The sequence below is a fragment of the Streptomyces sp. NBC_00285 genome (assembly GCF_036174265.1).
Classification (GTDB): Bacteria; Actinomycetota; Actinomycetes; order Streptomycetales; family Streptomycetaceae; genus Streptomyces.
In genome coordinates, this window is the sequence record NZ_CP108055.1 from 6,880,000 (window position 1) to 6,902,960 (window position 22,961).

At 70.4% G+C, this 22,961-nt stretch carries 21 protein-coding genes; 11 read left to right on the forward strand and 10 right to left on the reverse strand.

The window, feature by feature from the left end:
* Nucleotides 1-162 precede the first annotated feature (162 nt).
* The 6 genes from OHT57_RS31970 to OHT57_RS31995 form a co-directional block, all read right to left on the reverse strand.
* Nucleotides 163-759 carry a hypothetical protein gene (locus tag OHT57_RS31970; protein WP_328750171.1) on the reverse strand — a complete coding sequence of 199 codons (597 nt, stop codon included), beginning with the start codon at nucleotides 757-759 and terminating at the stop codon, nucleotides 163-165.
* Complete coding sequence (locus OHT57_RS31975) at nucleotides 746-2,305, reverse strand: substrate-binding and vWA domain-containing protein (RefSeq protein WP_328750172.1); 1,560 nt, start codon at nucleotides 2,303-2,305, stop codon at nucleotides 746-748. Before OHT57_RS31975 ends, OHT57_RS31970 begins: the two co-directional genes overlap by 14 nt.
* Nucleotides 2,302-3,477, reverse strand: a complete 1,176-nt coding sequence (locus tag OHT57_RS31980) for a toxic anion resistance protein (protein WP_328750173.1) — start codon at nucleotides 3,475-3,477, stop codon at nucleotides 2,302-2,304. The genes OHT57_RS31975 and OHT57_RS31980 overlap by 4 nt, the downstream gene beginning before the upstream one ends.
* Before the next feature lie 15 nt (nucleotides 3,478-3,492).
* On the reverse strand, nucleotides 3,493-4,557 hold the full coding sequence (locus tag OHT57_RS31985) for a substrate-binding domain-containing protein (RefSeq protein ID WP_328750174.1): 1,065 nt from the start codon (nucleotides 4,555-4,557) through the stop codon (nucleotides 3,493-3,495).
* Between the two features lie 275 nt (nucleotides 4,558-4,832).
* Nucleotides 4,833-5,255 (reverse strand): SCO4983 family protein, encoded by a 423-nt coding sequence (locus OHT57_RS31990; protein ID WP_328750175.1) that lies wholly within the window; start codon nucleotides 5,253-5,255, stop codon nucleotides 4,833-4,835.
* Between the two features lie 95 nt (nucleotides 5,256-5,350).
* Complete coding sequence (locus OHT57_RS31995; RefSeq protein ID WP_328750177.1) at nucleotides 5,351-6,562, reverse strand: pyridoxal phosphate-dependent aminotransferase; 1,212 nt, start codon at nucleotides 6,560-6,562, stop codon at nucleotides 5,351-5,353.
* 190 nt (nucleotides 6,563-6,752) lie between these two features.
* Here OHT57_RS31995 and OHT57_RS32000 point away from each other — a divergent pair, with 190 nt between their 5' ends.
* A complete protein-coding gene (locus OHT57_RS32000; RefSeq protein ID WP_328750178.1) occupies nucleotides 6,753-7,625 on the forward strand; it encodes a S1 family peptidase in 873 nt (290 codons plus the stop codon).
* Nucleotides 7,626-7,644: 19 nt separating this feature from the next.
* On the opposite strand, the gene OHT57_RS32005 is transcribed toward OHT57_RS32000, so the two are convergent.
* Both OHT57_RS32005 and OHT57_RS32010 read right to left on the reverse strand, forming a co-directional pair.
* Entirely contained in the window at nucleotides 7,645-9,255 is a 1,611-nt protein-coding gene (locus OHT57_RS32005; protein ID WP_328750179.1) for an N-acyl-D-amino-acid deacylase family protein, read from the reverse strand.
* 31 nt (nucleotides 9,256-9,286) lie between these two features.
* Nucleotides 9,287-10,570: an amino acid deaminase gene (locus tag OHT57_RS32010; protein WP_328750180.1), complete on the reverse strand. Its 1,284-nt coding sequence runs from the start codon at nucleotides 10,568-10,570 to the stop codon at nucleotides 9,287-9,289.
* 181 nt (nucleotides 10,571-10,751) lie between these two features.
* On the opposite strand from OHT57_RS32010, the gene OHT57_RS32015 reads away from it, so the two are divergent.
* The 4 genes from OHT57_RS32015 to OHT57_RS32030 all read left to right on the forward strand — a co-directional run bounded on the left by OHT57_RS32015 (nucleotide 10,752) and on the right by OHT57_RS32030 (nucleotide 13,765).
* Complete coding sequence (locus OHT57_RS32015; protein ID WP_443053637.1) at nucleotides 10,752-11,834, forward strand: sugar kinase; 1,083 nt, start codon at nucleotides 10,752-10,754, stop codon at nucleotides 11,832-11,834.
* On the forward strand, nucleotides 11,831-12,601 hold the full coding sequence (locus tag OHT57_RS32020; protein ID WP_328750182.1) for an IclR family transcriptional regulator: 771 nt from the start codon (nucleotides 11,831-11,833) through the stop codon (nucleotides 12,599-12,601). Before OHT57_RS32015 ends, OHT57_RS32020 begins: the two co-directional genes overlap by 4 nt.
* Nucleotides 12,598-13,008, forward strand: coding sequence for a RidA family protein (locus tag OHT57_RS32025; RefSeq protein WP_328750183.1), 411 nt, complete (start codon nucleotides 12,598-12,600; stop codon nucleotides 13,006-13,008). The genes OHT57_RS32020 and OHT57_RS32025 overlap by 4 nt, the downstream gene beginning before the upstream one ends.
* 223 nt (nucleotides 13,009-13,231) lie before the next feature.
* A complete protein-coding gene (locus OHT57_RS32030) occupies nucleotides 13,232-13,765 on the forward strand; it encodes a hypothetical protein (protein ID WP_328750184.1) in 534 nt (177 codons plus the stop codon).
* Between the two features lie 87 nt (nucleotides 13,766-13,852).
* On the opposite strand, the gene OHT57_RS32035 is transcribed toward OHT57_RS32030, so the two are convergent.
* Nucleotides 13,853-15,187, reverse strand: coding sequence for a M14 family metallopeptidase (locus OHT57_RS32035; RefSeq protein WP_328750185.1), 1,335 nt, complete (start codon nucleotides 15,185-15,187; stop codon nucleotides 13,853-13,855).
* A 309-nt stretch (nucleotides 15,188-15,496) separates the two neighbouring features.
* On the opposite strand from OHT57_RS32035, the gene OHT57_RS32040 reads away from it, so the two are divergent.
* Together OHT57_RS32040 and OHT57_RS32045 are read left to right on the forward strand one after the other, a co-directional pair.
* On the forward strand, nucleotides 15,497-16,810 hold the full coding sequence (locus OHT57_RS32040; RefSeq protein ID WP_328750186.1) for an Nramp family divalent metal transporter: 1,314 nt from the start codon (nucleotides 15,497-15,499) through the stop codon (nucleotides 16,808-16,810).
* Between the two features lie 513 nt (nucleotides 16,811-17,323).
* The gene (locus OHT57_RS32045; protein ID WP_328750187.1) at nucleotides 17,324-17,590 is read left to right on the forward strand and encodes a hypothetical protein; all 267 of its coding nucleotides are present in this window, start codon (nucleotides 17,324-17,326) and stop codon (nucleotides 17,588-17,590) included.
* Nucleotides 17,591-17,689: 99 nt separating this feature from the next.
* Here the strand turns inward: OHT57_RS32045 and OHT57_RS32050 are convergent, their stop codons facing one another.
* Nucleotides 17,690-19,387: a chitinase gene (locus tag OHT57_RS32050; protein WP_328750188.1), complete on the reverse strand. Its 1,698-nt coding sequence runs from the start codon at nucleotides 19,385-19,387 to the stop codon at nucleotides 17,690-17,692.
* Nucleotides 19,388-19,631: 244 nt separating this feature from the next.
* Between OHT57_RS32050 and OHT57_RS32055 the strand changes: the two genes are divergently transcribed.
* From OHT57_RS32055 to OHT57_RS32070, 4 genes are all read left to right on the forward strand, one after another.
* Complete coding sequence (locus OHT57_RS32055) at nucleotides 19,632-20,549, forward strand: hypothetical protein (RefSeq protein ID WP_328750189.1); 918 nt, start codon at nucleotides 19,632-19,634, stop codon at nucleotides 20,547-20,549.
* A 66-nt stretch (nucleotides 20,550-20,615) separates the two neighbouring features.
* Nucleotides 20,616-21,323 (forward strand): Flp pilus assembly protein CpaB, encoded by a 708-nt coding sequence (gene cpaB, locus OHT57_RS32060; RefSeq protein ID WP_328750190.1) that lies wholly within the window; start codon nucleotides 20,616-20,618, stop codon nucleotides 21,321-21,323.
* A 9-nt stretch (nucleotides 21,324-21,332) separates the two neighbouring features.
* Nucleotides 21,333-22,583, forward strand: coding sequence for an AAA family ATPase (locus OHT57_RS32065; RefSeq protein ID WP_328750191.1), 1,251 nt, complete (start codon nucleotides 21,333-21,335; stop codon nucleotides 22,581-22,583).
* Nucleotides 22,580-22,960, forward strand: coding sequence for a TadE/TadG family type IV pilus assembly protein (locus OHT57_RS32070; RefSeq protein WP_328750192.1), 381 nt, complete (start codon nucleotides 22,580-22,582; stop codon nucleotides 22,958-22,960). Before OHT57_RS32065 ends, OHT57_RS32070 begins: the two co-directional genes overlap by 4 nt.
* Nucleotide 22,961: the final 1 nt, after the last annotated feature.

Below are 22,961 nucleotides of genomic sequence, written 5' to 3' on the forward strand. Positions count from 1 at the left end.
TCCGATCGCGCCCTGACCAGCAATATCGTCACGGCCGGCCGCGGTTGCAGTACGGCGAGGCCGCACACAACGGCGTGTGCGGTTGCAGGCCCGTCCTCACTGTTCCCGTCCGCCCCGACGGGGAGTCCGGTGCGGGCGGGCCTTCGCCGTTCCCCTGGCCCCTCACTGGCCCGAGCGTTCCTCCAGGTAGCGGGTGTGGGTCTGCTGGCGGCGGGCCTCCGTCTCCCTCAGGGCCGCCGCCAGGCGCTCGGCGTCCTTCTTCAGGAGACCCAGCTGCTGCTCCAGCTGGAGTTCCGGGGATTCCGTGCCCGGCGTCATCCGCGTCCACCACCTCGTGCGTACGAAGCTGTCGACCGACTCCGGGAGGTCGCGCCGGACGATCCGGGAGAGGGAGTGCACGCCCTCCGGGTCGTGGGCCAGCAGCTCCCTGCTCCAGCCCTGGTCGAGCAGCGCCGTCAGGAGCTCGGTGAGTTCACGCAGGCGGGCGGCGGCCGTGACGGACAGGTCGATGTCCGCCAGATACGCCCGCAGTGTCTCGAAGTCCCCCCGCAGTTCGTCGAGTTGGGCCGACGGGTCGGGGAAGTCCGGCAGCGGGGGCCGCTCCGGCGGGGCGATCAGCGCGCCCGCGCCGTACAGTCCGGCCACGACCACCGGCCAGTACGGGCCCGCCACCCCCGTGAAGGTCAGCGCCAGCCCCACGAGGCCGCACGCGCTGCCCGCGATGTTCTTGCGGGACTCCAGGTACTCACTGATAGCCACGGATCTCCTCGAAGGCGCCGTCCAGCGAGCCCTGCCGGGCGTCGAAGAGGCGGCCGCCGGTCAGGTCGGCGATGTGGGCCAGTTCGGAGCGGTCGGAGTCGCCGAAGAGGATGGGGAAGACCGGGATCCGCTTACCGGCGGGGGTCAGACTGTCCCGGTAGAAGCCGTCGAAGTCCCGGGCGCCGGCGCCCTCGGTGTTCTCGCCGTCCGTCATCAGCACGATCGACGTGAACGTGTCGCCGTCGGCGCCGAGATGGCTGTACGCCTTCTCCAGCGAGGTGTAGATCGCGGTGCCGCCGTCGGCGGAGAGCCCCTCGGCGTCCTTGCGGATGGCGTTCAGACCGGCCTGCGGGTCCGCCGGGTCGACCACATGTGTGCGTACGCTCTTCACCTGCGAGCCGAACGGCATCAGCGTGACCTCCTCGCGCTCGCGGAAGTCGCCGGTGAGGTCGGTGAGTGCCGTCTTCAGCCGGTCCAGGCGGTCGCCCTCCATGGAGCCCGAGGTGTCCAGGACGTACACGGTCCGGGACGGGCGGCGCAGTTCGTTCTCGTAGGAGTCGAGCAGGCCGTCGGCGACGGAACGGGTTCCCGGGAAGGGCAGTTCACGGCGCCGGGTCGTGTCCAGGCCGCTCGCCGGCGGGACCGTGGCGACGACCGGGCGGCGGTGGGTCCGCGCGGTGATCAGCCGCTGGATCTTCTCGCTGCGCAGGTCCTCCGTCAGCCGGCGGACGTCGTCGCGGGTCCGCGTGCTCGTCGACCTGAGCGAGGTGACCGGGTAGTCGGCGGTGATCACGCCGTCGCGCGGGCGGATCACGGTCAGGCCCGGGACGCCCTTGAGGACGGACTCGTAGTTGAGCAGGGCGTCCACGTCGCCGCGCCGCCCGTATGCCGCGGCCAGCCAGCCCGAGGAACCCGAGGTCAGCTTCTGGCCCTTGAAGAACTCCTTCAGCCGGGGCCTGGCCTTGGCGACGTCCGCATCGGTGAGCGCCGACTGGGCGCCGGAGAGGGCGGAGGCCACCGAGACCAGGGTGGAGAAACCGGAGTTGGAGCGGGCCGGGTCGGTCATGCCGTACGTCAGCTTCCCGTCCTGTACGGCCTGTTCGACCTGGGACCAGGTGACGTCCTCGGGCTTCCAGCCGAGTGCCTTCACCGTCGCGGACCTCACCCCGACCGCGACCGGGCTGGTCATGACGGGTGTCTCGGACACCACCTTCCCCGCCGCGCCGGGGCGCAGCCGGAGGTAGTCGTTCGAGGACAGCCACAGCGCGTCGTAGCGGCCGTCGACCGTGCCCTTGGCGAGCATGTCCACGGCGTCCAGGGTGCCGATGTACGTCGGCCGGACCTTGACGCCGGTGTCCTTCTCGACCTGGTCGAGCACCGGGGTCATGTCGCTGAGCTCGCTGGAGGCGAGGACGCGCAGGGTGCCCGGCTCGGCGGGTGCGGGGACGCCGGGCGTCGGGACGCCGCCGATCCCGTCGTTCTGCGCCGTACAGGCGGTGAGCAGGCCGAGAGCCGCCAGACAGGCGGCCAGTGCGCGTCGTCTCATCCGAGGCCACCCTCCAGCGCGCCCTGGCTCCGGCTGCGCTCCAAGTACCCAGCGGCGTGCTGGAGTTCGGAGGTCAGCGATTCCACGGTCGCCGCCATCACCTCGGTCGCCTGGACCTTGTACGTGTCGATCGCGTCGAGGGTCCGGTAGATCTGCTGGAAGGCGGAACGCAGGGTCTCGGCGCCGACCGCCGGGTCCGCCGCGATCCGCTGGATCTCCCCGCTCTGGGTCGCCAGCATCTCGGCGTTGCCCCGGATCAGATCCTCGGTGGTCCCGCGCAACGCGTTGACCTGCTCGATGACCTTCTTCTGGTTGTCGAGCGCGGAGGCCAGCATCACGGAGATGCGCAGCGCCGACACCGTGGTCGTGGCCGCCCGGTCGACGCCCTTGATCAGCTCCTCGTTGTTGCGGCGTACGACGTCCATGGCCAGGTATCCCTGTGCGCACACCGCGAGTTGGGTGAGCAGGTCCTGGTGCTTCTGCCGGACGGGGAAGAGCACGTCGGCGCGGAGAGCGTCGGCGGCCTGGTGATCCGGGACGGCGGTGATGTGCTGCTCGACGGCCGTGTCCAGCGCCTCGGTCAGCACGACGTACTCCTGGAGCTTGCCCATGGTCTCCCACAGGCGCACCCGTTCGGTCCCCAACGCGGCGTTGTCGCGGCGGAGTTCGTCCTGGCCGCCGCGCAGGGAGCCGACGATCCTGTTCAACGTGGACTGCGCGGAGGCGTACTTGGCGACGTGGTCGCGCAGCCTGTTGCCGCCGGGCAGCCGGGACAGGAACTTGCGGCCCTTGGCGGCGGGCAGGTCCCGGGGGTCCAGGTCCTCGACCACGCGCCGCAGTTCGACGAGCGATCCGGCCACCTGGGACTGGGCGTCCCCGCCCTTGTCCGGCAGGCTGCGCACGGTCCGCTCCAGCATGCGGTTGGACTGCGCGGCGGCACTGCGCATCTCACCGGCGCCGAGCCCGGTGATCTCCCCGACCTTGCCGGCGAACTGGGGTGAGCGGGCGTCCAGGACGGCGAGTTCCTCGACGTAGGCGGAGGCCTTGCGCGCCATGTCCGTACGGACGGAGTCGTCGACGGGGACGAGTCCGCCGGCCTTCTCGCGCGGCACGGCGGCCACGGGCTCGGGCGGGGTGAGGGTGAAGGTGTCGTCGTTGTTCATGGATGTCATCGGTGGTGTCCCCCGTTATCCGCGCGCCCGTCGCGCCAGCTCGTGCAGCACCTTCGAGGTGGGCACGGGCGCCTGGCGGACGCCGGTCAGTTGCTGCTTGAGGTAGGTGGTGGCCGAGGCGAACTCGGTGGCCTCGCCCTGCGGACGGAACCCGTGCCGGACCTCCAGCGTCCGCAACCGCGGTTCGGTGGAGAGGAGTTCGGCGATGGCCCGGCCGTCGTCGGTGAGCGGTACGACCGTGTGGTCGCTGTTGACCGTGGTGTCCGGGTAGAGGACGACCAGGTCGTCGGGGTGCTGCCCGTCCGCGAGGAGCGAGGCGACCTGGGACTCGTAGACCAGCACCAGCGGGTTGCCGGCGCCGCTGACGAAGTCCCGGAAGGCCGCGTCCGTGCTGGACTGCTGGGCGCCCTGGACGCTGACCAGCTTGTGCAGCAGGGGAGTTGCCCTCGCGACCTCGGCCGCACCGGAGACGACCTTGCCGCCGTTGGCCACATAGGAGGCCGCGGCGAGGTAGAGGGCGCCGGAGCTGGAGGTCTCCGGGTCGGTGCTGGAGAGGTAGAGGGTGCCGGTCAGCTCCCCGTACTTGTCGGCGCCCTTGAGCTGCTGCCAGGTGCGGTCCTCGCGGGCCGCGTCGAGGAACGCGGCCATCCTGAGCGTGCCGCGGTGTTCGGCGTCCAGCGTGGCCAGGCCGTTGCCCGCGAGCACCCCGGCGGCGCTCTTGTGCGCCACGACGACGAGGGGCGAGTAGAAGGGGCGGGGGAGGGTCCCCCGTACCCGGTACTTCGCGGCGAGCTCGGTGGCCGGGGCCTGGCTGGAGGGGAAGGCGAAGTCGTACCCCTTGAGGTCGAGGCCTTCCATGGCCCAGGACCCCGAGGTCTCGGCCTTCACGGTGTAGCCCTTGGCGGACAGGGCCTTCACCACGTCGGGATCGGCGAAGAACTCGGCCTTCTCCGATCCGATCACTGCGTGCACGGTCTTCGTTGCCGTGCTCTTGTCGTCCGCTTCCCGGCCCGCTACGACGGCGGCGATCACGCCACCGATCAGCAGAACCGCGAGGACGATCCCTGCGATTCGTCTCACGCTGTGGAGAGTGCTCGCGGAACCCAACATTCCCCGGCCACCAGGGTGAACGGCAGGTGTAGTACCGGTCCCGGATCGACACGGGCAAGGGCAAGCGCCCTATAGGGGCGCGAGGAACGGCGCGATCAGCCACATCGAAACCCGCACCCGCAAACGGACACAGACCCCAACGGCGACCAGGCGCCCCGCCGAAGCGAACGCAGTGCCATGGCACCCGGTCCGCACGTCACTGTGGAGAGGCGCGGACCGGGGCCGATTGCAGAGAGCCGTAGGGCTCAGTGGGCGGCGAGTTCGCGGGGCTCCAGGGCCGCCGCGTGGGAGTCCATCCGCTCGGCCGCGAGGATCGCCGACGCCGTGTCCGCGCGGGACGCCGCCACCAGGAGCGCGCGGCTCGCCACCGCGTGGGCGCGGCGGTGGAGGTCGGCGAGGCGGGGGTCCGAGGTGATCGCGCTCAGGGATGCCCGGGCCGGTGCGGTTCCGCCCCGCAGCCGGGCCACCTGTGCGGCGAGCCGCTCGGCCGCGGTGTCGAGGTCGGCGGACGGCTCCAGCGCACGCAGCTCGTCCGTGACGGCGAGCAGGGCGGAGAGATGGCCCGCGAGCTGGATGTCCAGCTCTTCCTCACGGGAGCGGTGGGGGAAGTCGGAGGGGGTGGCGTCGGCCATCGTGTGGACCGACTTGGTACGGATCGGCTCGTACATGGGATGGCCTCCTGGGCGGTCAGGAAAACATCCTAGCTTAGATTTCGTCTAATGTAGAGCGGGCGGAGAACGAGCGGAGGGCGGGGCCGGAAGATCTAAGGCTGGCTGTATCCGTCCAGGAAGTTCGCGATCCGTCCCACCGCGTCCCGCAGGTCCCCGGCCGTCGGCAGGGTCACCACCCGGAAGTGGTCGGGCTCGGGCCAGTTGAAGCCGGAGCCCTGGACGACCATGATCTTCTCCTGCCGCAGCAGGTCCAGGACCATCCGCCGGTCGTCCTTGATCTTGAAGACCTTGGGGTCGAGCCGGGGGAAGAGATACAGCGCCCCCTTCGGCTTCACGCAGCTCACGCCGGGGATCCGGGTCAGCAGCTCGTAGGCGATGTCCCGTTGCTCGACGAGCCGTCCGCCCGGCAGGACCAGGTCCTTGATCGACTGCCGTCCGCTCAGTGCGGCGACCACTCCGTGCTGCCCCGGCATGTTCGCGCACAGGCGCATGTTGGCCAGGACGGTGAGGCCCTCGATGTAGGAGTCGGCGTGCGCGCGCGGGCCGGAGATCGACATCCAGCCCACCCGGTATCCGGCCACCCGGTACGACTTCGACATGCCGTTGAAGGTGAGGGTCAGCAGGTCGGGGGCGACCGCGGAGGTCGGGGTGTGCGTCGCGTCGTCGTAGAGGATCTTGTCGTAGATCTCGTCCGAGCAGACCAGCAGGTTGTGCCGGCGGGCGATGTCGGTCAGCCCCCTGAGCATGGTCTCGTCGTAGACCGCGCCCGTGGGGTTGTTGGGGTTGATGATGACGATCGCCTTGGTGCGGTCGGTGACCTTCCGCTCCACGTCCGCGAGGTCGGGCATCCAGTCCGACTGCTCGTCGCAGCGGTAGTGGACGGCCGTACCGCCGGACAGCGACACGGCGGCCGTCCACAGCGGGTAGTCGGGGGCCGGTACGAGGACCTCGTCGCCGTCGTCCAGGAGGCCCTGCATGGCCATCACGATCAGCTCGGAGACGCCGTTGCCGATGAAGACGTGCTCGACGTCCGTCTCGATGCCGATGGTCTGGTTGTGCATGACGACGGCCCGTCGCGCGGCGAGCAGGCCCTTCGCGTCGCCGTACCCGTGGGCCGTCGAGACGTTGCGGAGGACGTCCTCCAGGATCTCCGGCGGCGCCTCGAACCCGAAGGCCGCGGGGTTGCCCGTGTTCAGCTTGAGGATGCGGTGCCCTGCCGCTTCCAGGCGCATCGCCTCCTCGAGGACCGGGCCCCGGATCTCGTAACAGACGTTGGCGAGCTTGGTCGACTGGATCACCTGCATGTCTGGGAGCTTACGGCCCGGTAACGCGTCGCGGCTCGTGTTTTCCACCACGTGGGACGGCGCGGCGCGGGCGGGGGGTGGCTGGAAATGACCGCTTGTCCTCGACCTTCCTTACGTTGAAGATGCACATGACAAAACAGCGGGTGGCCGGAAGATCTCCGGTCACCCTCGTCATGTAGAGGACCCCCACATGAAAAAGCCTCTCGCCGCCGCACTGCTCGCCCTGGTGATCGCCGGAGCGGGTGCGGCGCCCGCGATCGCGGCACCCGCGCCCGCGGACCAGGGCAGTGCCACGGCCGCCTCCGCCAAGGCCGCGTCGCCCACGCTGAAGGCCGTCACGCTGGCCGGGACCGTCGCCCTCAGCAACTGCTCCGGATCGGTCATCCGGTTCCCGAACTCCCTGGACACCGCCCCGGCGCTGGTCCTCAGCAACGGGCACTGCCTCAGCACCGGCTTCCCGGAGCCGGGCGAGGTGCTCACCAACCAGTCCTCCACCCGGACCTTCGGCCTGCTCAACTCCGCCGGCACCAGGGTCGCGACCCTGCGCGCCAGCAAGCTGGCCTACGGCACGATGACCGACACGGACGTGTCGATCTACCAGCTCACCAGCACCTACGCGGCGATCAAGAGCTCGTACGGGATCAGCCCGCTCACCGTGGCGGACACGCACCCGACCGCCGGTACCGCCATCACCGTGGCCTCCGGCTACTGGAAGACCCTCTACAACTGCAGCATCGACGGGTTCGCGTACCGCCTGAAGGAGGGCGACTGGACCTGGAAGGACTCGGTCCGTTACACCTCCGCCTGCCAGACCATCGGCGGCACCTCGGGCTCGCCGGTCATCGACCAGGCCACCGGCAAGGTCGTCGCCGTCAACAACACCGGCAACGAGGACGGCGAGCGCTGCACGGAGAACAACCCGTGCGAGGTCGACGCGAGCGGCAACGTCACCGTCCGCGAGGGCATCAACTACGCCCAGGAGATCTACAACATCCCGGCCTGCTTCACCACGGGCAACCAGCTCAACCTGAGCGCGAGCACCTGCACCCTGCCCAAGCCGTAAGCGGGACAGGGGCGTTCCGTCACACGGGACTGCGACGGACCGCCCGCCCCGCAAGGACGTCCGTGCGCCGGCCGTCCTCGATCACGAACCGTCCGTCGACCAGGACGTGCGGGATGCCGGTCGGCAGCCTGCGCGGCTCGTCGAAGGTCGAGCCCGGCGCGACCGTGTCCGGGTCGAAGAGGACCAGGTCGGCGCGGTGCCCCTCGCGGACCAGACCCCGGTCCGGCAGGCGCAGCCGGGACGCCGGGCGCGAGGTGAGGTGCGCGACGCACTCCTCCAGGGAGAGGACGCCCAACTCCCTCACATACGTGCCGAGATACCGCGGGAAGGTGCCGTACGCCCGCGGATGCGGCTTGGCGCCCTGCAGGATGCCGTCGGAACCGCCCGTGTGGACGGGGTGGCGCATGATCTGCCGGACGTTCTCCTCGTGGCCGACGTGCTGGAGGATCGACGGGGCCAGCCGGTCGCCGAGCAGAAGCCGGCGGGCGGTCGTCCAGGGGCTCTCGCCGCGGGAGCGCGCCGACTCCGCGACCGTACGGCCGACGAGGTCCGCGAAGGCCGGGTCGCCGACGCCCGAGATCTCGACGGTGTCCCACTCGACGGGCACGCCGTGGCAGCCGTCGGCGCCGATCTGCTCCAGGTGATGCCGGATCCGCTCGGCCGTGTCGTCGTCCGCGAGCCGCTTCAGGACCGCCTCGGGGCCGCCCTCGCTCGCCCAACTCGGCAGCAGGGCCGCGAGGGTGGTGGAGCCGGGTGTGTAGGGATACGTGTCCAGGCTGATGTCGGCGCCCGAGGCCAGTGCCTCGTCCAGGAGGGCCAGCAGCTCCGGCGCCCGGCCCTTGTTCACGCCGAAGTTCATGGTGGCGTGCGCGAGATGGAGCGGGCAGCCGGCCTCCCTGGCCAGGGCGACCATCTCCTCGTACGCCTCCAGGGCCCCCGCGCCGTACGAGCGGTGGTGCGGGCAGTAGTAGCCGCCGTACCGGGCCACCACCCGGCACAGTTCGGTGAGTTCGGCGTCCTTGGCGTACATGCCGGGCGTGTACGTCAGGCCCGACGACATGCCGAGTGCGCCCTGCTCCATGCCCTCCGCGACCAGTCGGCGCATCCGGTCGAGCTCCGCCGGGGTCGCCTCGCGGTCCTCCCAGCCGACGGCGAGCGCGCGGACCGTGCCCTGCGGGATCAGATAGGCCGCGTTGACGGCGATCCCGCGGTCGAGGCGGTCCAGGTACTCGCCGACCGACCGCCAGTCGAAGTCGACGTCGTCGCCGTAGCCGTTCCAGCCGGTGATGGCGCGCCGGACCTCCTCCAGGGTGCGGTCGTCGACCGGGGCGTACGACAGCCCGTCCTGGCCCAGGACTTCGAGTGTGACCCCCTGAGCGGCCTTGGCGCTGTGGTCGGGGTCGCGCAGCAGGGCCAGGTCGCTGTGGGCGTGCATGTCGATGAAGCCGGGGGACAGGACGAGACCCTCGGCGTCCAACTCCCGCCGTGCTTCGGGGCGTTGACACCCCGCTGCGGCGGCCTCCTTGACGATGGACACGATCCGGCCACCGTCGACCGCCACGTCGGCGCGGTACGAGGGAGCGCCGCTGCCGTCGACGACGTCCGCGTCCCGGATGACGAGCTCTTCCATGGCCGTACTCCTTTCGGGGCTCAGAAAGGGCTCAGAAGAACGTGCGGATGTAGTCGACGACCGTGCCGTCGGCCTCCGCCACCGGGATCAGCTGCCACTTGTCGAAGGACGTGCACGGGTGGGAGAGGCCGAGTCCGAGCCAGTCTCCGACCTCCAGGTCGGCTTCCCCGGTCGTACGCAGCCAGGCGTGCTGGTCGGAGAGGGCGGTCACCTCGATGCCGGTGGCCGGGTGCTCGGTGCCGTCGCGGCGGACCACCTGGGCGAACGGGAGGTCGAGGTCGTAGGCCGCGTCCCGCTTGCCCGCGTTGCTGAAGGCCTGGTCGGGGGAGGGGCGGGAGACGATCTGCGTCCACAGCCGGAACGCGGGCTCCAGCGCGCCCTCCTCGGGGACCCGGTTGAAGGGGGACAGCTTGCGGTAGTGGCCGTCGTCGTGCGAGACGTACGCCCCCGAGCGGAGCAACTTCAGTACGGGGGCGGAGAGTTCGGGGATCCGGGCGAACTCGTCGGCGACGGCGTCGAACCAGGCGCTGCCACCTGCGCTGACCACGATCCCGTCCGGGCCCACGTCGGTGAACCGTCCCGCCTTGTCGAAGTCCGCGGCCAGGGCGACGAGCCGGCGCAGCCACGCGTGCACGCGCTCCGGGTTCGCCTGCGGGACCTCGCCCTCGTAACCGGCGACGCCGACGAGCCGAAGCGTCCCGGTGGCCGCCACCGCGTCGGCGACCGCAGCGCACTCCGCCTCCGTACGGACGCCGGTGCGGGCGCCCTCACCGGCGGCGAGTTCGACGACGACGTCCAGGGGGCGGGCGGCGTCCCGCAGGGCCGCGTCCATCAGCTCGACCCCGCGCACGGAGTCGACGTAGCAGAGGAAGCGGAAGTCCTCGTCGGCCGCCAGTTCCCCGGCGATCCAGCGCAGTGCCGCCGGGTCCACGAGCTGGTTGGCGAGGAAGATCCGCTGGATGCCGTACGCCCGCGCGACCCGTACCTGGTGCGGTACGGCCAGGGTGATGCCCCAGGCCCCGTGCTCGATCTGGCGCCGGAACAGCTGGGGGGCCATGGTCGTCTTGCCGTGCGGGGCGAAGGCGAGGCCGTGACGGGTGGCGTACCTCTCCATGAGCGCGAGGTTGTGCTCCAGGCGCTCGGCGGAGAGGGCCAGCACGGGGGTCGTGAAGCCGCCGGTGAAGAGGTTGCGGCGCTGGGCGGCCAGTTCGGCGACGGTCAGGCCGTCCGCGTCCGGGGGGAGGCCCTTGAAGCGGTGGTCGACGCGGTCCTGGGCGAGACGGGCGAGCGCTTCGGTGCCGGTACCGAGGGACACGGGGCCTCCCTGATCAGGTGGATTGCACTATGCGCAACGCTCATTGCGTGGAACGCTTACTGCTGTCTAACATCCAGGCCAATGCCGGGTCAATGGAGCCGCCACTGCCCGGAGACGACGAGGAGCTACGACCATCGTGAATGCCCCCGACGTCGTGGACGTCGTCGCGCTCGGCGAGTCCATGGTCACCTTCCTGCCCACACGGGCCGGCCGCCTCGCCGACGTACCGTCCTTCGACCGGGGGATCGGGGGCGCGGAGTCGAACGTGGCATGCGGACTGGCGGCCGCCGGGCACAGGGTCCGGTGGGTCAGCCGGGTCGGGGCCGACGGGTTCGGGGACCACCTGGTCGAGACGGTCGGGGGACACGGGGTCGACGTCTCGTCCGTCGGCCGTGATCCTTCGCGTCCCACGGGGGTGTACTTCCGTACGGCGGGGGACCGGGCCACGGATGCGCACGAAGTCGCCTACTACCGGGCGGGCTCGGCCGCCTCGGCGATGTCGGTGGAGAACCTGGACCTGCCGTCGGTACGGGCGGGGCGGGTGCTGCATCTGTCGGGGATCACGGCGGCGTTGTCGGACGACTGTCTGGGGTTGCTGCGGCGGCTGACGGCCCCTGGGGAGGGGCGGCCCGTGGTGTCCTTCGACGTCAATCACCGGGCCGGGCTGTGGCAGGCCGCGGAGGGCCCGCGGGTGCTGCTGGAGCTGGCCCGGCGGGCCGACATCGTGTTCGTGGGGGAGGACGAGGCGCAGGAGGCGTGGGCGGTTGCGGGGGGTCCCGCGGCGATTCGGGCGATGCTGCCCGAGCCGGGCGTGCTGGTGGTGAAACAGGGGGAGGCGGGGGCTACCGCCTTCGTGTCGGCCGCGGGCAGCGGCGGGCCGGCCGCGCGGTTCCCCGCGCCCCTGGGTGGGTCCGCTCACGCTGCTCCGGCTGCGGGTGAGACCCACCCCCGACCAGCTACAGCACAGGGCACCTTCGTACCCGCCCTCGACGTCGACGTCGTAGCGACCACCGGAGCCGGTGACGCCTTCGCGGCGGGGTTCCTGTCGGCGACCCTTTGCGGCCTTCCGCTGAGGGACCGCCTCCGCCACGGCCACCTCTGGGCCGCCGCCGCCCTCACCGCCCCCGGTGACCTCGCCGCACCCCCGGCCCGCGACCACGCCGACCGCCTGACCGCCCTGGACGACGAGGCGTGGGGGACACTTCGACTCGGCCCCGGCTGGACGCAAGCCGACAGGGCCCCGGAGGAGGTACCCACCCCATGAGCCAGACCGTCGACCGAGCGCTGAGCATCCTGCCGCTGCTCGCCGAGGGCCCCGCCGACCTCGGGCAGGTCGCCGACCGCCTCGGCGTCCACAAGTCCACCGCGCTGCGCCTCCTTCGCACCCTCCACGAACACGGCCTGGTCTACCGCCAGTCGGACCAGCGCTACCGACTCGGCGCCCGCCTCATCGCGCTCGCCCAGGAGGCCATGGAGAACCTCGACATCCGCGAGATCGCCCACCCCCACCTCGTACACCTGAACGAACAGTGCGGCCACACGGTCCACCTCGCCGTGTACGAGGAGGGCGAGGTGCTCTACATCGACAAGGTCGAGAGCCGCTACCCGGTGCGGATGTACTCCCGGATCGGCAAGCCGGTCGCCATCACCGTCGCCGCCGTGGCGAAACTCCTGCTCGCCGATCTCCCCGAAGCCGAGCGCCACACCCTCGCCGACAAGCTCGACTACCCCCTGTACACGGCCCGTTCGACACCGAACGCCCCCGCCTTCCGCAAGGAACTGGAGCGGGTGCGCGAACAGGGCTGGGCCACCGACCTCGGTGGTCACGAGGAGTCCATCAACTGCGTCGCGGCCCCCGTCCGCGGCGCCGACGGCCGGGTCGTCGCCGCGATGTCGGTCTCCGCGCCGAACGTCGTCGTCACCGCCGAGGAACTCCTCACCCTGCTCCCGCAGGTGCGCCGCGTCGCGGACGCCATCAGCGGCGAGTACTCCGGAAGAACTCCAGCGAAGGATCCCGAGGGCCCCGTATGACCGAGAAGACCGCACTCACCCCGAAGACTCACACCACCCCGCCCGCGAAGTTCTCCCACGGGGTCAGGAAGGGCAACATCCTCCAGGTCGCCGGACAGGTCGGCTTCCTTCCGGCGGAGGAGGGCAGGCCCCCCACGCCCGCCGGTCCCACCCTGCGCGAGCAGACCCTCCAGACCCTCGCCAACGTCAGGGCGATCCTGGAGGAGGGCGGCGCCTCCTGGGACGACGCCATGATGATCCGCGTCTATCTGACGGACGTGGACCACTTCGCCGAGATGAACGCCATCTACAACACCTACTTCGAGGAGCAGGGCCTCACCGCGCCCCCGGCCGCCCGCACGACGGTCTACGTCGGCCTTCCCGCCGGGCTCCTCATCGAGATCGACGCGCTGGCCGTCCTCGGCTGACGGGCCTCGACTCCCGAACTCCCGAACTCCCGGACCGTGCTGGAGACGGTGCTGTCGGTGGCGGGGTTCGCGATGGCGGCGGTGCTGAGCGTCTTCGTGTGAGTGTCTTCGTGTGTGCGCCTTCGTGTGAGAGGCGCACGAAGGGTGCAGCCCATGTAGGCGTCCGATAACGATGTAGGGGTCGGCTGTGTGCGGCACAGGATCGTCGACCATACTGCCCGCTGTGGAGCAGCGCATAGGTTCGAGCAGCCAGCCCCTGGAAGGCGCCGGGTTCGACCCGGCCTTCATCCCCGGGCTCACCTCACCCGGATCCGGCGAGGCGGAGGAGGCCAAGCCGACGGACACCGAGCCGGAGGACGCCGTCGAGGCGGCCGACGACGAGCCCGCGGCCAAGGCACCCGAGGAGACCGAGGAGACCGCCGGGGAAGAAGTCCCCGACGGTCCCGTCTTCGAGGCCGCCGACCGCCGCGCGAAGATCGTCGCCGATCACCGGGGCGTACGGCTCTCCCTCGACGACCAGGCCTGTGAGTTCCGCTGGGACGAGGTCGGCGCCGTCGAGACGGAGACCCCGCGCTTCGGCAAGCGTTTCACCATCACGGTGCACACGCCGGACCGGCGGTGGTACCCCATCGAGATCGAGGCCCCGTCGAGGGCGAGTTTCACCGAGTGGGACGAACAGCTCGACGCGGTCATGGACGAGTACTTCGAGGACGAGACCCCGGAGCCGGAAAAGGAAGACGTCGACGAGACCGACTGACCGGCCAGGGACGCGGGGCCGTATCGATATGCGGCACCGCCGCGTGGGCGCGACCAGCCACAACGGACCCGCAGCTCCCCACAACCTCTAGCAGTACTGCGCCTGCTTACCGATCGACCGGTACATGCAGTCGGAGTTCTCCAGGAGTTGGAGCACCGCGTCCCGGTTGCGGGAGGTCTCCCGTTCGATGACCTCGTCGGGCGGGTAGAAGCCGCCGCCGGAACTGGACGACGGGTACATCTCGAAGGTGTACGAGAAGATCCGGTGGGTGCCCCACAGATAGTCGTCGATCGATCCGTCGGTGATGTACAGGTCGCTGGCCTGCTCCGCCGTGTACCCGTTGCTCGCGGCCATCTTCTGCCCGACCGTCTTGAACACGGCGTTGTCGTCCGCCGTCATCCCGGTCGCCGTGTCGGAGTACGTGTACCCGAAGGGCCACAGCACCAGTTCGCTGTACGTGTGGAAGTCGATGTTCGTCTTGATCTGCTGAACCCCGCCCACGACCCGGCTGCGCACGAAGTTCGCGACGACCTTGACCTCGGGCGCCGACTCGGCGGCCGGACCCCGGTACGTCTCGGAGGACGTCGACCCGGAGGAGCCGCCGCAGCAGCCCCAGCGGTAGGCCCAGTTGCGGTTGAGGTCCGTACCGACGTACGAGGAACCGGAGTTGGGCTGGCGGTTCTTGCGCCATGAACGGTAGGAGCCGGTGGCGATGTCGTACTCGCCGCCGTCCGGGTTGAGGTCGGGGATGATCCAGATCTCACGGTTGTTCACCATGTTGGTGATCCGCGAGTCGGAGCCGTAGCCCGCGCCGAGTTCGCGCAGCAGGTACAGCGCCATCTCGACCGTGAGGTGTTCGCGGGCGTGCTGGTGGTGGGTGAACAGGACCTCGGGCTCGGCCTCGTCGGTCGCCACGTTGTCGCTGATCTTGATGGCGACGATGTCCCGGCCCTGGTACGACGTGCCGATGACCCGCTTGCTCATGATGTTCGGGTAGGCGGCCAGGCGTTGGTCGATCTCGGCGTTCGCCTCGGCGTAGTTGTGGTAGCGCGCGTCGGTCGAGGGGAAGTCGTAGAGCCGGGCCTCGTCCTCCGCGAGCCGGTTCGGAGCCGTCCCCGACGGGACGACCTCGTACCCGAGTTGACGCAGCTTCTTGATCTGGTCGGCGCGGCCGGAGACCACGACGGTCTCCTCGTCGGCCTCGTCGACGGTCACCCCGGTCTGCTGGATCGCCGTACGGGTGACGGGAGTCGTCTGCTGGTGGATCTCGTACTGGCGGACGTCCTCGGCGCTCGGGGCCGCCTTCGGGGCGCTGTCGGCGTTGGCGGAGAGCGGGGCCGCGAGGGCGAGGGCCAGGACGGCGGCGAGGGCGGCATAGCGTCTGCCGCCGAGGGCGCCGGAACCGCGTGTGCGAAGTCGCATGAAGTCTCCTGTGTTCTCCGGGGATTCCGGGGTCTCCGGAAGCGGGGGAGTGGAGCGGGGGGTGGTTCTGCGAGTTCTGCGGATGTGCTGCCGGTGCGGGTGTGCGGCACATCGTCTGCTTATGACATGGTCAGGTCAAGAGCGAATAAAGGCACGATGGCGTGAAACTGTGCGTCGACTGTTCGTCCCCTGTGTGTCGGATGTGCGCCCTGATGTGCGGAAAGATCGCAGCGTAGCGCCGATCCCCGCCGGTTTCCTTCACCGCACGCCCTCTTGCCGCGCCCCGCTCTTTAGGGTTTCTTGACCCGCATGGCGGACACCACGGACAACACAGTGACCGATGAGACGAGATCCGTACCCCGTAAGTCCAGTTGGCGGTACATCGGCCCGGGGATCGTCGTCGCCGCGACCGGCGTCGGCGCCGGCGACCTGGTCGCCACGCTCATCGCGGGCAGCAACTTCGGCTACACCCTGCTGTGGGCCGCGGTGATCGGCTGCCTCGTCAAGATCTCCCTCGCCGAGGCCGCCGGCCGCTGGCACCTGTCCACCGGCCGCACCCTGTTCGACGGCTGGGCGAGCCTGGGCCGCTGGACCAGCTGGTTCTTCGGCATCTACGTGGTGATCTGGGGCTTCGTGTACGGGGCGGCGGCGATGTCGTCGAGCGCGCTCCCGCTCCAGGCGCTGTTCCCGGACGTGATGGACCTCGAATGGTGGGGCATCGCCTGCGGCCTGGTCGGACTGGTCTTCGTCTGGTTCAACAAGTACGCGGTCTTCGAGAAGGTCATGACGGTCCTGGTCGGCGTCATGTTCGTCGTCACCGTCTACCTCGCGATCAGGGTCACGCCCAACATCCCGGACGCCGTCGCCGGTCTCCTGCCCGTCCTGCCCGACGAGAAGGACTCCATCCTCAACACCCTCGGCCTGATCGGCGGCGTCGGCGGCACGATCACGCTCGCCGCCTACGGTTACTGGGTCAACGCCAAGGGCTGGACCGACTCCGGCTGGATGAAGGTGATGCGCCTCGACAACCGGGTCGCCTACATCACCACCGGCATCTTCGTCGTCGCCATGCTCTTCGTCGGCGCGGAACTGCTGCACTCCGCCAACGTGGCGATCGCGAGCGGCGACAAGGGGCTCGTCCAGCTGAGCGACATCCTGGAGGACGAGTACGGCTCGGCGACCGCCACGTTCTTCCTCATCGGCTTCTTCGCCACCTCGTTCACCTCGATCATCGGTGTCTGGCACGGCGTGAGCCTGATGTTCGCGGACTTCGTCGCACGCTTCCGGGGCCAGGGCGAGCAGAAGGGCGAGGAGGTCGCCTCCGGTGCGCGCGAACGCTCCTGGCCGTTCCGCGCGTACCTGCTGTGGCTGACCTTCCCGCCCATCGTCCTGCTCTTCCAGGGCGAACCCTTCCGCCTGATCATCATCTACGGCGTCCTCGGCGCGGCCTTCCTCCCGTTCCTCGCCGGCACCCTGCTCTGGCTCCTCAACTCCGCACGCACGCCCGGGGAGTGGCGCAACGGCCCGGTGAGCAACGCGATGCTGGCCATCGCGGGCCTGCTGTTCCTCGTCCTGTGCGTGAAGCAGATCTGGGACCAGCCGTGGGCGGAGTTCTTCCGGTAGCCGATCCCTCCGGGTGCACGAGACCCTGCGGTCCGGCACCCGGACGTCACCGTCGGCGCGGCGCGGCGCGGGTCGTCGACGGAGGGCCCGGCCCGCACCGGCTGCGGGAACGGCCGGATATCCTCGGCGACCGAAACCCACCACCGACGAGGGCCGACGACGATGACCACCCCACAGCCCCCCGAGCCGCGCCCGCAGGGCGTCACGCCCTCGTCTCGGCCGCCCGCGCCACCGGCCCCCACGGAGGCGACTCCCACGGACTGGCTCCTGGCCCCACCGGTTGCCGCTCGGCCGTCGCCTCCGGGGCCTCCCCCCAGCGCGGCGGCTCCGCCGCCGTACTCTCCCCCCGGCTCGTCCGATTCCGGCGCGTCGGCCCCCGCGCCGCAGGGTTTCGGCCCGCCACCCCCGCCGCAGCACGGGCAGCCGCCCGCCCTGCCGCAGTACGGGGCGCCCCAGTACGGGTATCCGGCCGCCCCGGCAACTCCCCAGCAGCCCACCGGCGGACCCGAGTTCATGGCCGTGGACCGGCACAACTCCGTCGTCGTCGACTCCGCGGGCGTCGCTTTCGAGGACCACGGTCACTTGGCCGAGTTCCCCTGGCGCGAGATCCGCAGCGTCCACTACAAGGCCGGCCCGAACGGCAGGACCCTCATGGTGGCCGTCATCCACCTCGACAGCCGCGTCTACGAGTGCGTCGTGGACGCGAAGGGCCGGGACCAGCTCGGTCAGTGGTTCGCCGTGCTGGCCCCCGTCCTCGGGTACTACAAGCCGCTGGCGTGACCGTGGACGCCGAACTCCGGGTCCCCGGTACGCGCTGATCGCCCTGACGGTGGTCGACCCCGTGCACGGGCCGCGACCCGGCCGTGCCGTGACCAACGGCTACGGCAGCCCGTGCACGTGCGGGCCCACCGTCCCCGACCACGCGTTGCCCGCCGCCGCGTCCCAGTTCGTCGACCAGGTCATGGCCCCGCGCAGGTCCGGATAGGTCCTCGACGGCTTGAAGGAGCCGCAGGACGTTCCCTTCGTCAGGCAGTCCAGGGCGTTGTTCACCACGGAGGGCGAGACGTAGCCGCTGCCCGCCCCGCTGGTGGACGCAGGCAGGCCCAACCCCACCTGGGACGGGGCCAGTCCGCCCTCCAGCTGGATGCAGGCCAGCGCGGTGAGGAAGTCCACGGAGCCCTGGGAGTACACCTTGCCGTCGCAGCCGAGCATCGAACCGCTGTTGTAGTACTGCATGTTGACGACCGTGAGGATGTCCTTCACGTTCAGCGCGGTCTGGAAGTACGTGTTCGACGTCGACTGCATGTCGATCGTCTGCGGTGCCATCGTCAGCACCAGCGAGCTCCCCGCCTTGGCCGCCAGCGAGCGCAACGCCTGTGACATGTAAGTGGCGTTGAGCCCGTTCTCCAGATCGATGTCGACGCCGTCGAAGCCGTACGTCTGCATCAGCGCGTACACCGAGTTCGCGAAGTTCGCCGCAGAGGTCGGGTCGGTCACCGAGACCGTGCCGTTCTGGCCGCCCACGGAGACGACGACCTTCTTCCCGGCCGCCTGCTTCGCCTTGATGTCGGCCTTGAACTGGTCGACCGTGTACCCGCCGAGCCCGGCCGAGTCGAGGGTGAAGGTGACGGCACCCGGAGTCGTCGTGGCGTCCGCGAAGGCGACGGCGATGATGTCGTACTGGGACTGGACACCGGACAGCTTCTGGACCGTCGCCCCGTTGTCGAAGTTCTGCCAGTATCCGGTGACCGCGTGCTTCGGCAGTGTGCCGCCCCCGCCGCCCGGAGTCGCGGTCGTCGTCCCCGTCACCGCCCCGGACTTCACGGACTCACCCGCCGAGTTCACCGTCGTGACCTGGAAGCTGTACGACGTCGACGCGGCGAGCCCGGTCACGGTCGCCGACGTGCCGGTGACCGCCGTGACCTTCGTACCGGCGCGGTAGACGTTGTAGCCGGTCGCCCCCGACACCGCGTTCCAGGCCAGGGAGACCGACGACGAGGTCGTACCGGAGACGCTCAGCCCGCCCGGGGCGCCGGGAACCGTCGGGGAGGGGCCGGTTCCGCCGCCGTCGGGGCCGTACACCGACACGTCGTCCGCGAGGTACGCGGGCTGTCCGTACCAGCCGTGCGTGTACACCGTCACCGAGGTGGTCGAGGCGCCCGTCGTGAAGGTCGTCGACAGCTGCTTCCAGGAGGCGGAGTCCGGGGTCCAGGTCGACACGTCCGTCGTGCCGGTGCCGGTCGCGCCCAGGTAGGCGTAGCCGCCCTGCACCCAGGCGCTCAGGGTGTACGTCGAGTTCGGTTTCACGGCGACCGTCTGGCTGCAGCGCGCGTTGTCCTGCCCGGCCGGTGTCGCCTTCAGTGCGGCCGAGCCGCCGTGGACGGGTGAGGAGACGGTCGTACCGCTGCTCGCGGAACACGTCCAGGCGGACAGGCCGGACTCGAAGCCGGCGTTCTTCGCGTTGTTGACGTCCGCGGCGGAGGCCGGTCCCGCGAGACCCAGGGCGAGCGTCACGGCTGCGGTGGCGACGACGGCGGCGGTCCGGAACCGCGCCGGTTTTCTGCTGAGTATGGGCATGACAAAAGAGTTGGTCCAGACCAATCCCGCTGTCAAGGAGGGAGGCGTAACTCGCCTTTCTCTGGAGCACGCACGTGGCAAGTGCGCCCCATCTGGGCAGGAATCGCCCGCTTTTGATCCGTCACCCAGGTCAGGAAGTCACAGAATCGCTGTTCTCCGGTCATAGAGCCGTGGTTACAGTGCTCAGGTAGTCACGCAGTGAAGTCGACCGGGTGTGCCGGAGTGATCCGTCGGACCCACGGGCATGGGATACGGGGAGCTGCGCGTGCCAACTGCCATCGCAGTGACCGGTGCCGACATGGCGCTGCCGGCGCAGGACGAGCGGACTCTGCCCGCCGTCGTGCTCGACGGCCTCGACCGGCAGCCGCTCGACCACTCGCTCACCGCCCTGCAGTCGCTGATCGACCAGCACGGCCATGTGATCGTCGTGTACTCCCATGCCGTGCCGCCGGCGGTGGACCAGCGGCTGCGCACCGTGCGGTCCCTCCTGCAGAGCGACCGTATCGCCCTGTTCCGCCCCGAACTGCCGCCTCTCGCGACCGCCGTCCTGGCCCGCCAGTTGAGACAGCTCGCCTCCTGCGATCTCAGCCCGGGCGTCCTCGCCTCGGCCGGCCGGCTGCTCACCCACTATCTCCACGCGGGCGCGCTGCTCGGCTCGGTCGCGAAACTCGACCGGGTCCCCGTGGGCCTCAAGTCGCACGCCAAGTCCTGGGTGCCCGGCAGCCAGTTCGCCGTGCTCGCCCACCCCCAGCCGCAGCTCGTCAGGATCGCCCCGGACGCCACGCTCGCCGGCCCGGAGTTCGCCACCTCGATGCTCGTCGCCCGCGGCCAGCTCCAGTCCGACTGGGTCTCCGGGGACCTGGCCAAGGCCTGGCGGGCCCAGGGGCTGCGCGAGAGCCCGCTGCCCGCCGAGTCCGCCGAGTGGTGGGGCACCGGCAAGCTGATCGAGTTCTGCGCCTTCCTGCCCGACCTGTCCGTTCTTTACCAACTGGTCACCTCGGTGCGGCAGAACATTTGTCACTGGTGCGGTATCGACGTCATCGGGGACCGCTGCGTCTTCTGTTCGGCCACCGCACCGGCGACGCCCGTACTCCAGCAACAACAGCATCAACAGCACCAACAGCTGCCTCCGCAGCGACAGCACCAACTGCCCGCCGGGTGATCCGTACCGGACCGCCCCCGCCCCCGACTCCGCTCGACCTAGCCCCCCAACGAGGTTGCACGGTTCATGAACTCCCGTCAGCGCCGCGGCGTGATACTCCTGCTCCTGTCGGTCCTGGGCGCCCTCGCGGCGTTCGCCGGCGTGCTGTCCGTCATCGACGACGCGAAGTCCAAGGTCGGCCCCGAGGTCACGGCGTACGAGGTCAGGAAGGACATCCAGCCGTACACGCGGCTCACCGCGGCGCAGTTCGAGAAGACCGAGATGCCCAAGCGCTGGCTGTCGGCCAACGCGGTCACCGACCTCGCCGCCGTCCGCGACAAGATCGCCGTGACGACCCTCAAGCAGGGCTCCCTGCTCCAGACCGACATGATCGTCGACCAGCCCGCCCTCCAGCCCGGGCAGCAGGAGGTCGCCATCATGATCGACGCGGCGACCGGCGTCGCCGGCAAGATCACACCGGGCTCCTCGGTCAACGTGTACGCCACCTTCGAGGGGCAGCGCGAGGGTGACCCCGACCAGTCGAAGATCATCGTGACGAACGCCCGGGTCCTGGACGTCGGCGACCTCACCTCGCTGCAGCCCGACGCCGACGAACGCACCCGTGCCGCAACCGAGGCCCGCCCCATCACCTTCGCGCTCTCCGCCCTCGACGCCCAGCGCATCACGTACGCCGAGTCGTTCGCCAAGCGCGTCCGGCTCGCCCTGGTCGCTCCCGGCGAGACCGGCACGGTCCCCGAGCGGGAGCGCACGTACGAACTCGCGAAGGACAAGTGAGAGGCCGCCATGCCCACGAGGATCCTCCCGGCAGTCGGCGACGCGGACGCGGTCCGTTCCCTCATCACGCTGCTCAGTCAGCTCCCGGACGCCGAGCCCGTGACCCCGGTGACCGACTCCACCCAGCTCATCGACACCCTCGCCCGGCTGGCGTCCGAGTCGATCGACGAGCTGCCGGAAGTGGTCGTCGTCCATGAGCGCATCGGCCCCGTCCCGGCCCTGGAACTGATCCGCGAGGTCGCCCTCCGCTTCCCCGCCGCCGGGGTCATCCTCGTCACCTCCGACGTCAGCCCCGGCCTCTTCCAGGCCGCCATGGACTACGGCGCCCGCGGCCTCATCGCCCTCCCGCTCGGCTACGAGGAGCTCGCCAACCGGGTGCACGCGGTCGCCCAGTGGTCGGTGGGCGTACGACGGCACCTGGGCGCCGCCGGAGACGTCTTCACCGGCGTCGGCGGCACCGTCGTCACGGTCAGCGGTGCCAAGGGCGGCGTCGGCGCCACCACGACCGCGATCCAGGTCGCCCTCGCCGCACAGGCCTCCGGCCGCACCACCGCCCTGCTCGACATGGACCTCCAGACCGGCGACGTCGCCTCCTACCTGGACGTCCAGTTCCGCCGCTCGGTCGTCGACCTCGCCACCATCACCGACATCACCCCGCGCGTCCTCGCCGACGCCGTCTTCAGCCACGACACGGGCCTGGCGCTGCTGCTCGCCCCCGGTGACGGCGAACGCGGCGAGGAGGTCACCGAGCGCTCCGCCCGCCAGATCGTGAGCGCCCTGCGCTCCCGCTACGAGGTCGTGATCGTCGACTGCGGTTCTCAGCTCAGCGGGGCCGGCGCGGCGGTCGTGGAGATGGCCGACACGGCCCTCCTGGTCACCACCCCGGACGTGGTCGCCGTACGCGGCGCCAAGCGTGCCGTACGCATGTGGGACCGCCTCCAGGTCCGCAAGGCCGAGGAGACCACCGTCGTCGTCAACCGCCACAGCCGCGGTACGGAGATCCAGCCCGCGCTCATCCAGAAGATCACCGGCACAGGGGTCGCGGCGACCGTGATCCCGGCGAACTTCAAGGAGCTGCAGGGCGCGGTGGACGCGGGCCGGGTCCACGAACTGGACGCCCGGGGCACGGTCAAGCAGGCCCTGTGGGCACTCGCCGGCGAACTGGGCCTGGTCAAGGGCACGGAGGCGAACTCCCATCGCAACGGCGGCCGGGAGCGCGGGGCGCTGGCCTTCCGGCGGCGCAGGGAGCTGGGGAGATGAGCACCCGGGTCCTTCGACGCGACGAGGGCCAGGTCACCATCGAGTTCCTCGGGATGACCCCGCTGATCCTGATCACCCTGGTGCTGCTGTGGCAGTTCGTGCTGCTGGGATACACGTTCACGCTCGCGGGGAATGCTGCGGACGAGGCGGTACGGGCCGCGACGGCGGCGGCGCCGGGAGAGCGGGAGGCCGCATGCGAGCAGGCGGGACTGGACAAGCTGCCCGGCGCGTGGACCGGCCAGGTGAACTGCTCCACCGGCGGCGGCTATGTCACGGCCGACGTCCACCTCGACGTCCCCGTCCTCTTCCCGGGCTCGATCGCCTTCCCCTTCAAGGTCGACGGACACGCGGGCGCGGTGGAGGAGGACAAGGACTGAG

Coding starts and splice junctions, on each gene's coding strand:
- OHT57_RS31975 (WP_328750172.1), bottom strand. CDS start 2,305: ATGAGACGACGCGCACTGGCCGCCTGTCTGGCGGCTCTCGGCCTGCTC.
- OHT57_RS31980 (WP_328750173.1), bottom strand. CDS start 3,477: ATGACATCCATGAACAACGACGACACCTTCACCCTCACCCCGCCCGAG.
- OHT57_RS31990 (WP_328750175.1), bottom strand. CDS start 5,255: ATGTACGAGCCGATCCGTACCAAGTCGGTCCACACGATGGCCGACGCC.
- OHT57_RS31995 (WP_328750177.1), bottom strand. CDS start 6,562: ATGCAGGTGATCCAGTCGACCAAGCTCGCCAACGTCTGTTACGAGATC.
- OHT57_RS32000 (WP_328750178.1), top strand. CDS start 6,753: ATGAAAAAGCCTCTCGCCGCCGCACTGCTCGCCCTGGTGATCGCCGGA.
- OHT57_RS32005 (WP_328750179.1), bottom strand. CDS start 9,255: ATGGAAGAGCTCGTCATCCGGGACGCGGACGTCGTCGACGGCAGCGGC.
- OHT57_RS32015 (WP_443053637.1), top strand. CDS start 10,752: ATGGTCACCTTCCTGCCCACACGGGCCGGCCGCCTCGCCGACGTACCG.
- OHT57_RS32020 (WP_328750182.1), top strand. CDS start 11,831: ATGAGCCAGACCGTCGACCGAGCGCTGAGCATCCTGCCGCTGCTCGCC.
- OHT57_RS32025 (WP_328750183.1), top strand. CDS start 12,598: ATGACCGAGAAGACCGCACTCACCCCGAAGACTCACACCACCCCGCCC.
- OHT57_RS32035 (WP_328750185.1), bottom strand. CDS start 15,187: ATGCGACTTCGCACACGCGGTTCCGGCGCCCTCGGCGGCAGACGCTAT.
- OHT57_RS32040 (WP_328750186.1), top strand. CDS start 15,497: ATGGCGGACACCACGGACAACACAGTGACCGATGAGACGAGATCCGTA.
- OHT57_RS32045 (WP_328750187.1), top strand. CDS start 17,324: ATGGCCGTGGACCGGCACAACTCCGTCGTCGTCGACTCCGCGGGCGTC.
- OHT57_RS32050 (WP_328750188.1), bottom strand. CDS start 19,387: ATGCCCATACTCAGCAGAAAACCGGCGCGGTTCCGGACCGCCGCCGTC.
- OHT57_RS32055 (WP_328750189.1), top strand. CDS start 19,632: ATGGGATACGGGGAGCTGCGCGTGCCAACTGCCATCGCAGTGACCGGT.
- cpaB (WP_328750190.1), top strand. CDS start 20,616: ATGAACTCCCGTCAGCGCCGCGGCGTGATACTCCTGCTCCTGTCGGTC.
- OHT57_RS32065 (WP_328750191.1), top strand. CDS start 21,333: ATGCCCACGAGGATCCTCCCGGCAGTCGGCGACGCGGACGCGGTCCGT.
- OHT57_RS32070 (WP_328750192.1), top strand. CDS start 22,580: ATGAGCACCCGGGTCCTTCGACGCGACGAGGGCCAGGTCACCATCGAG.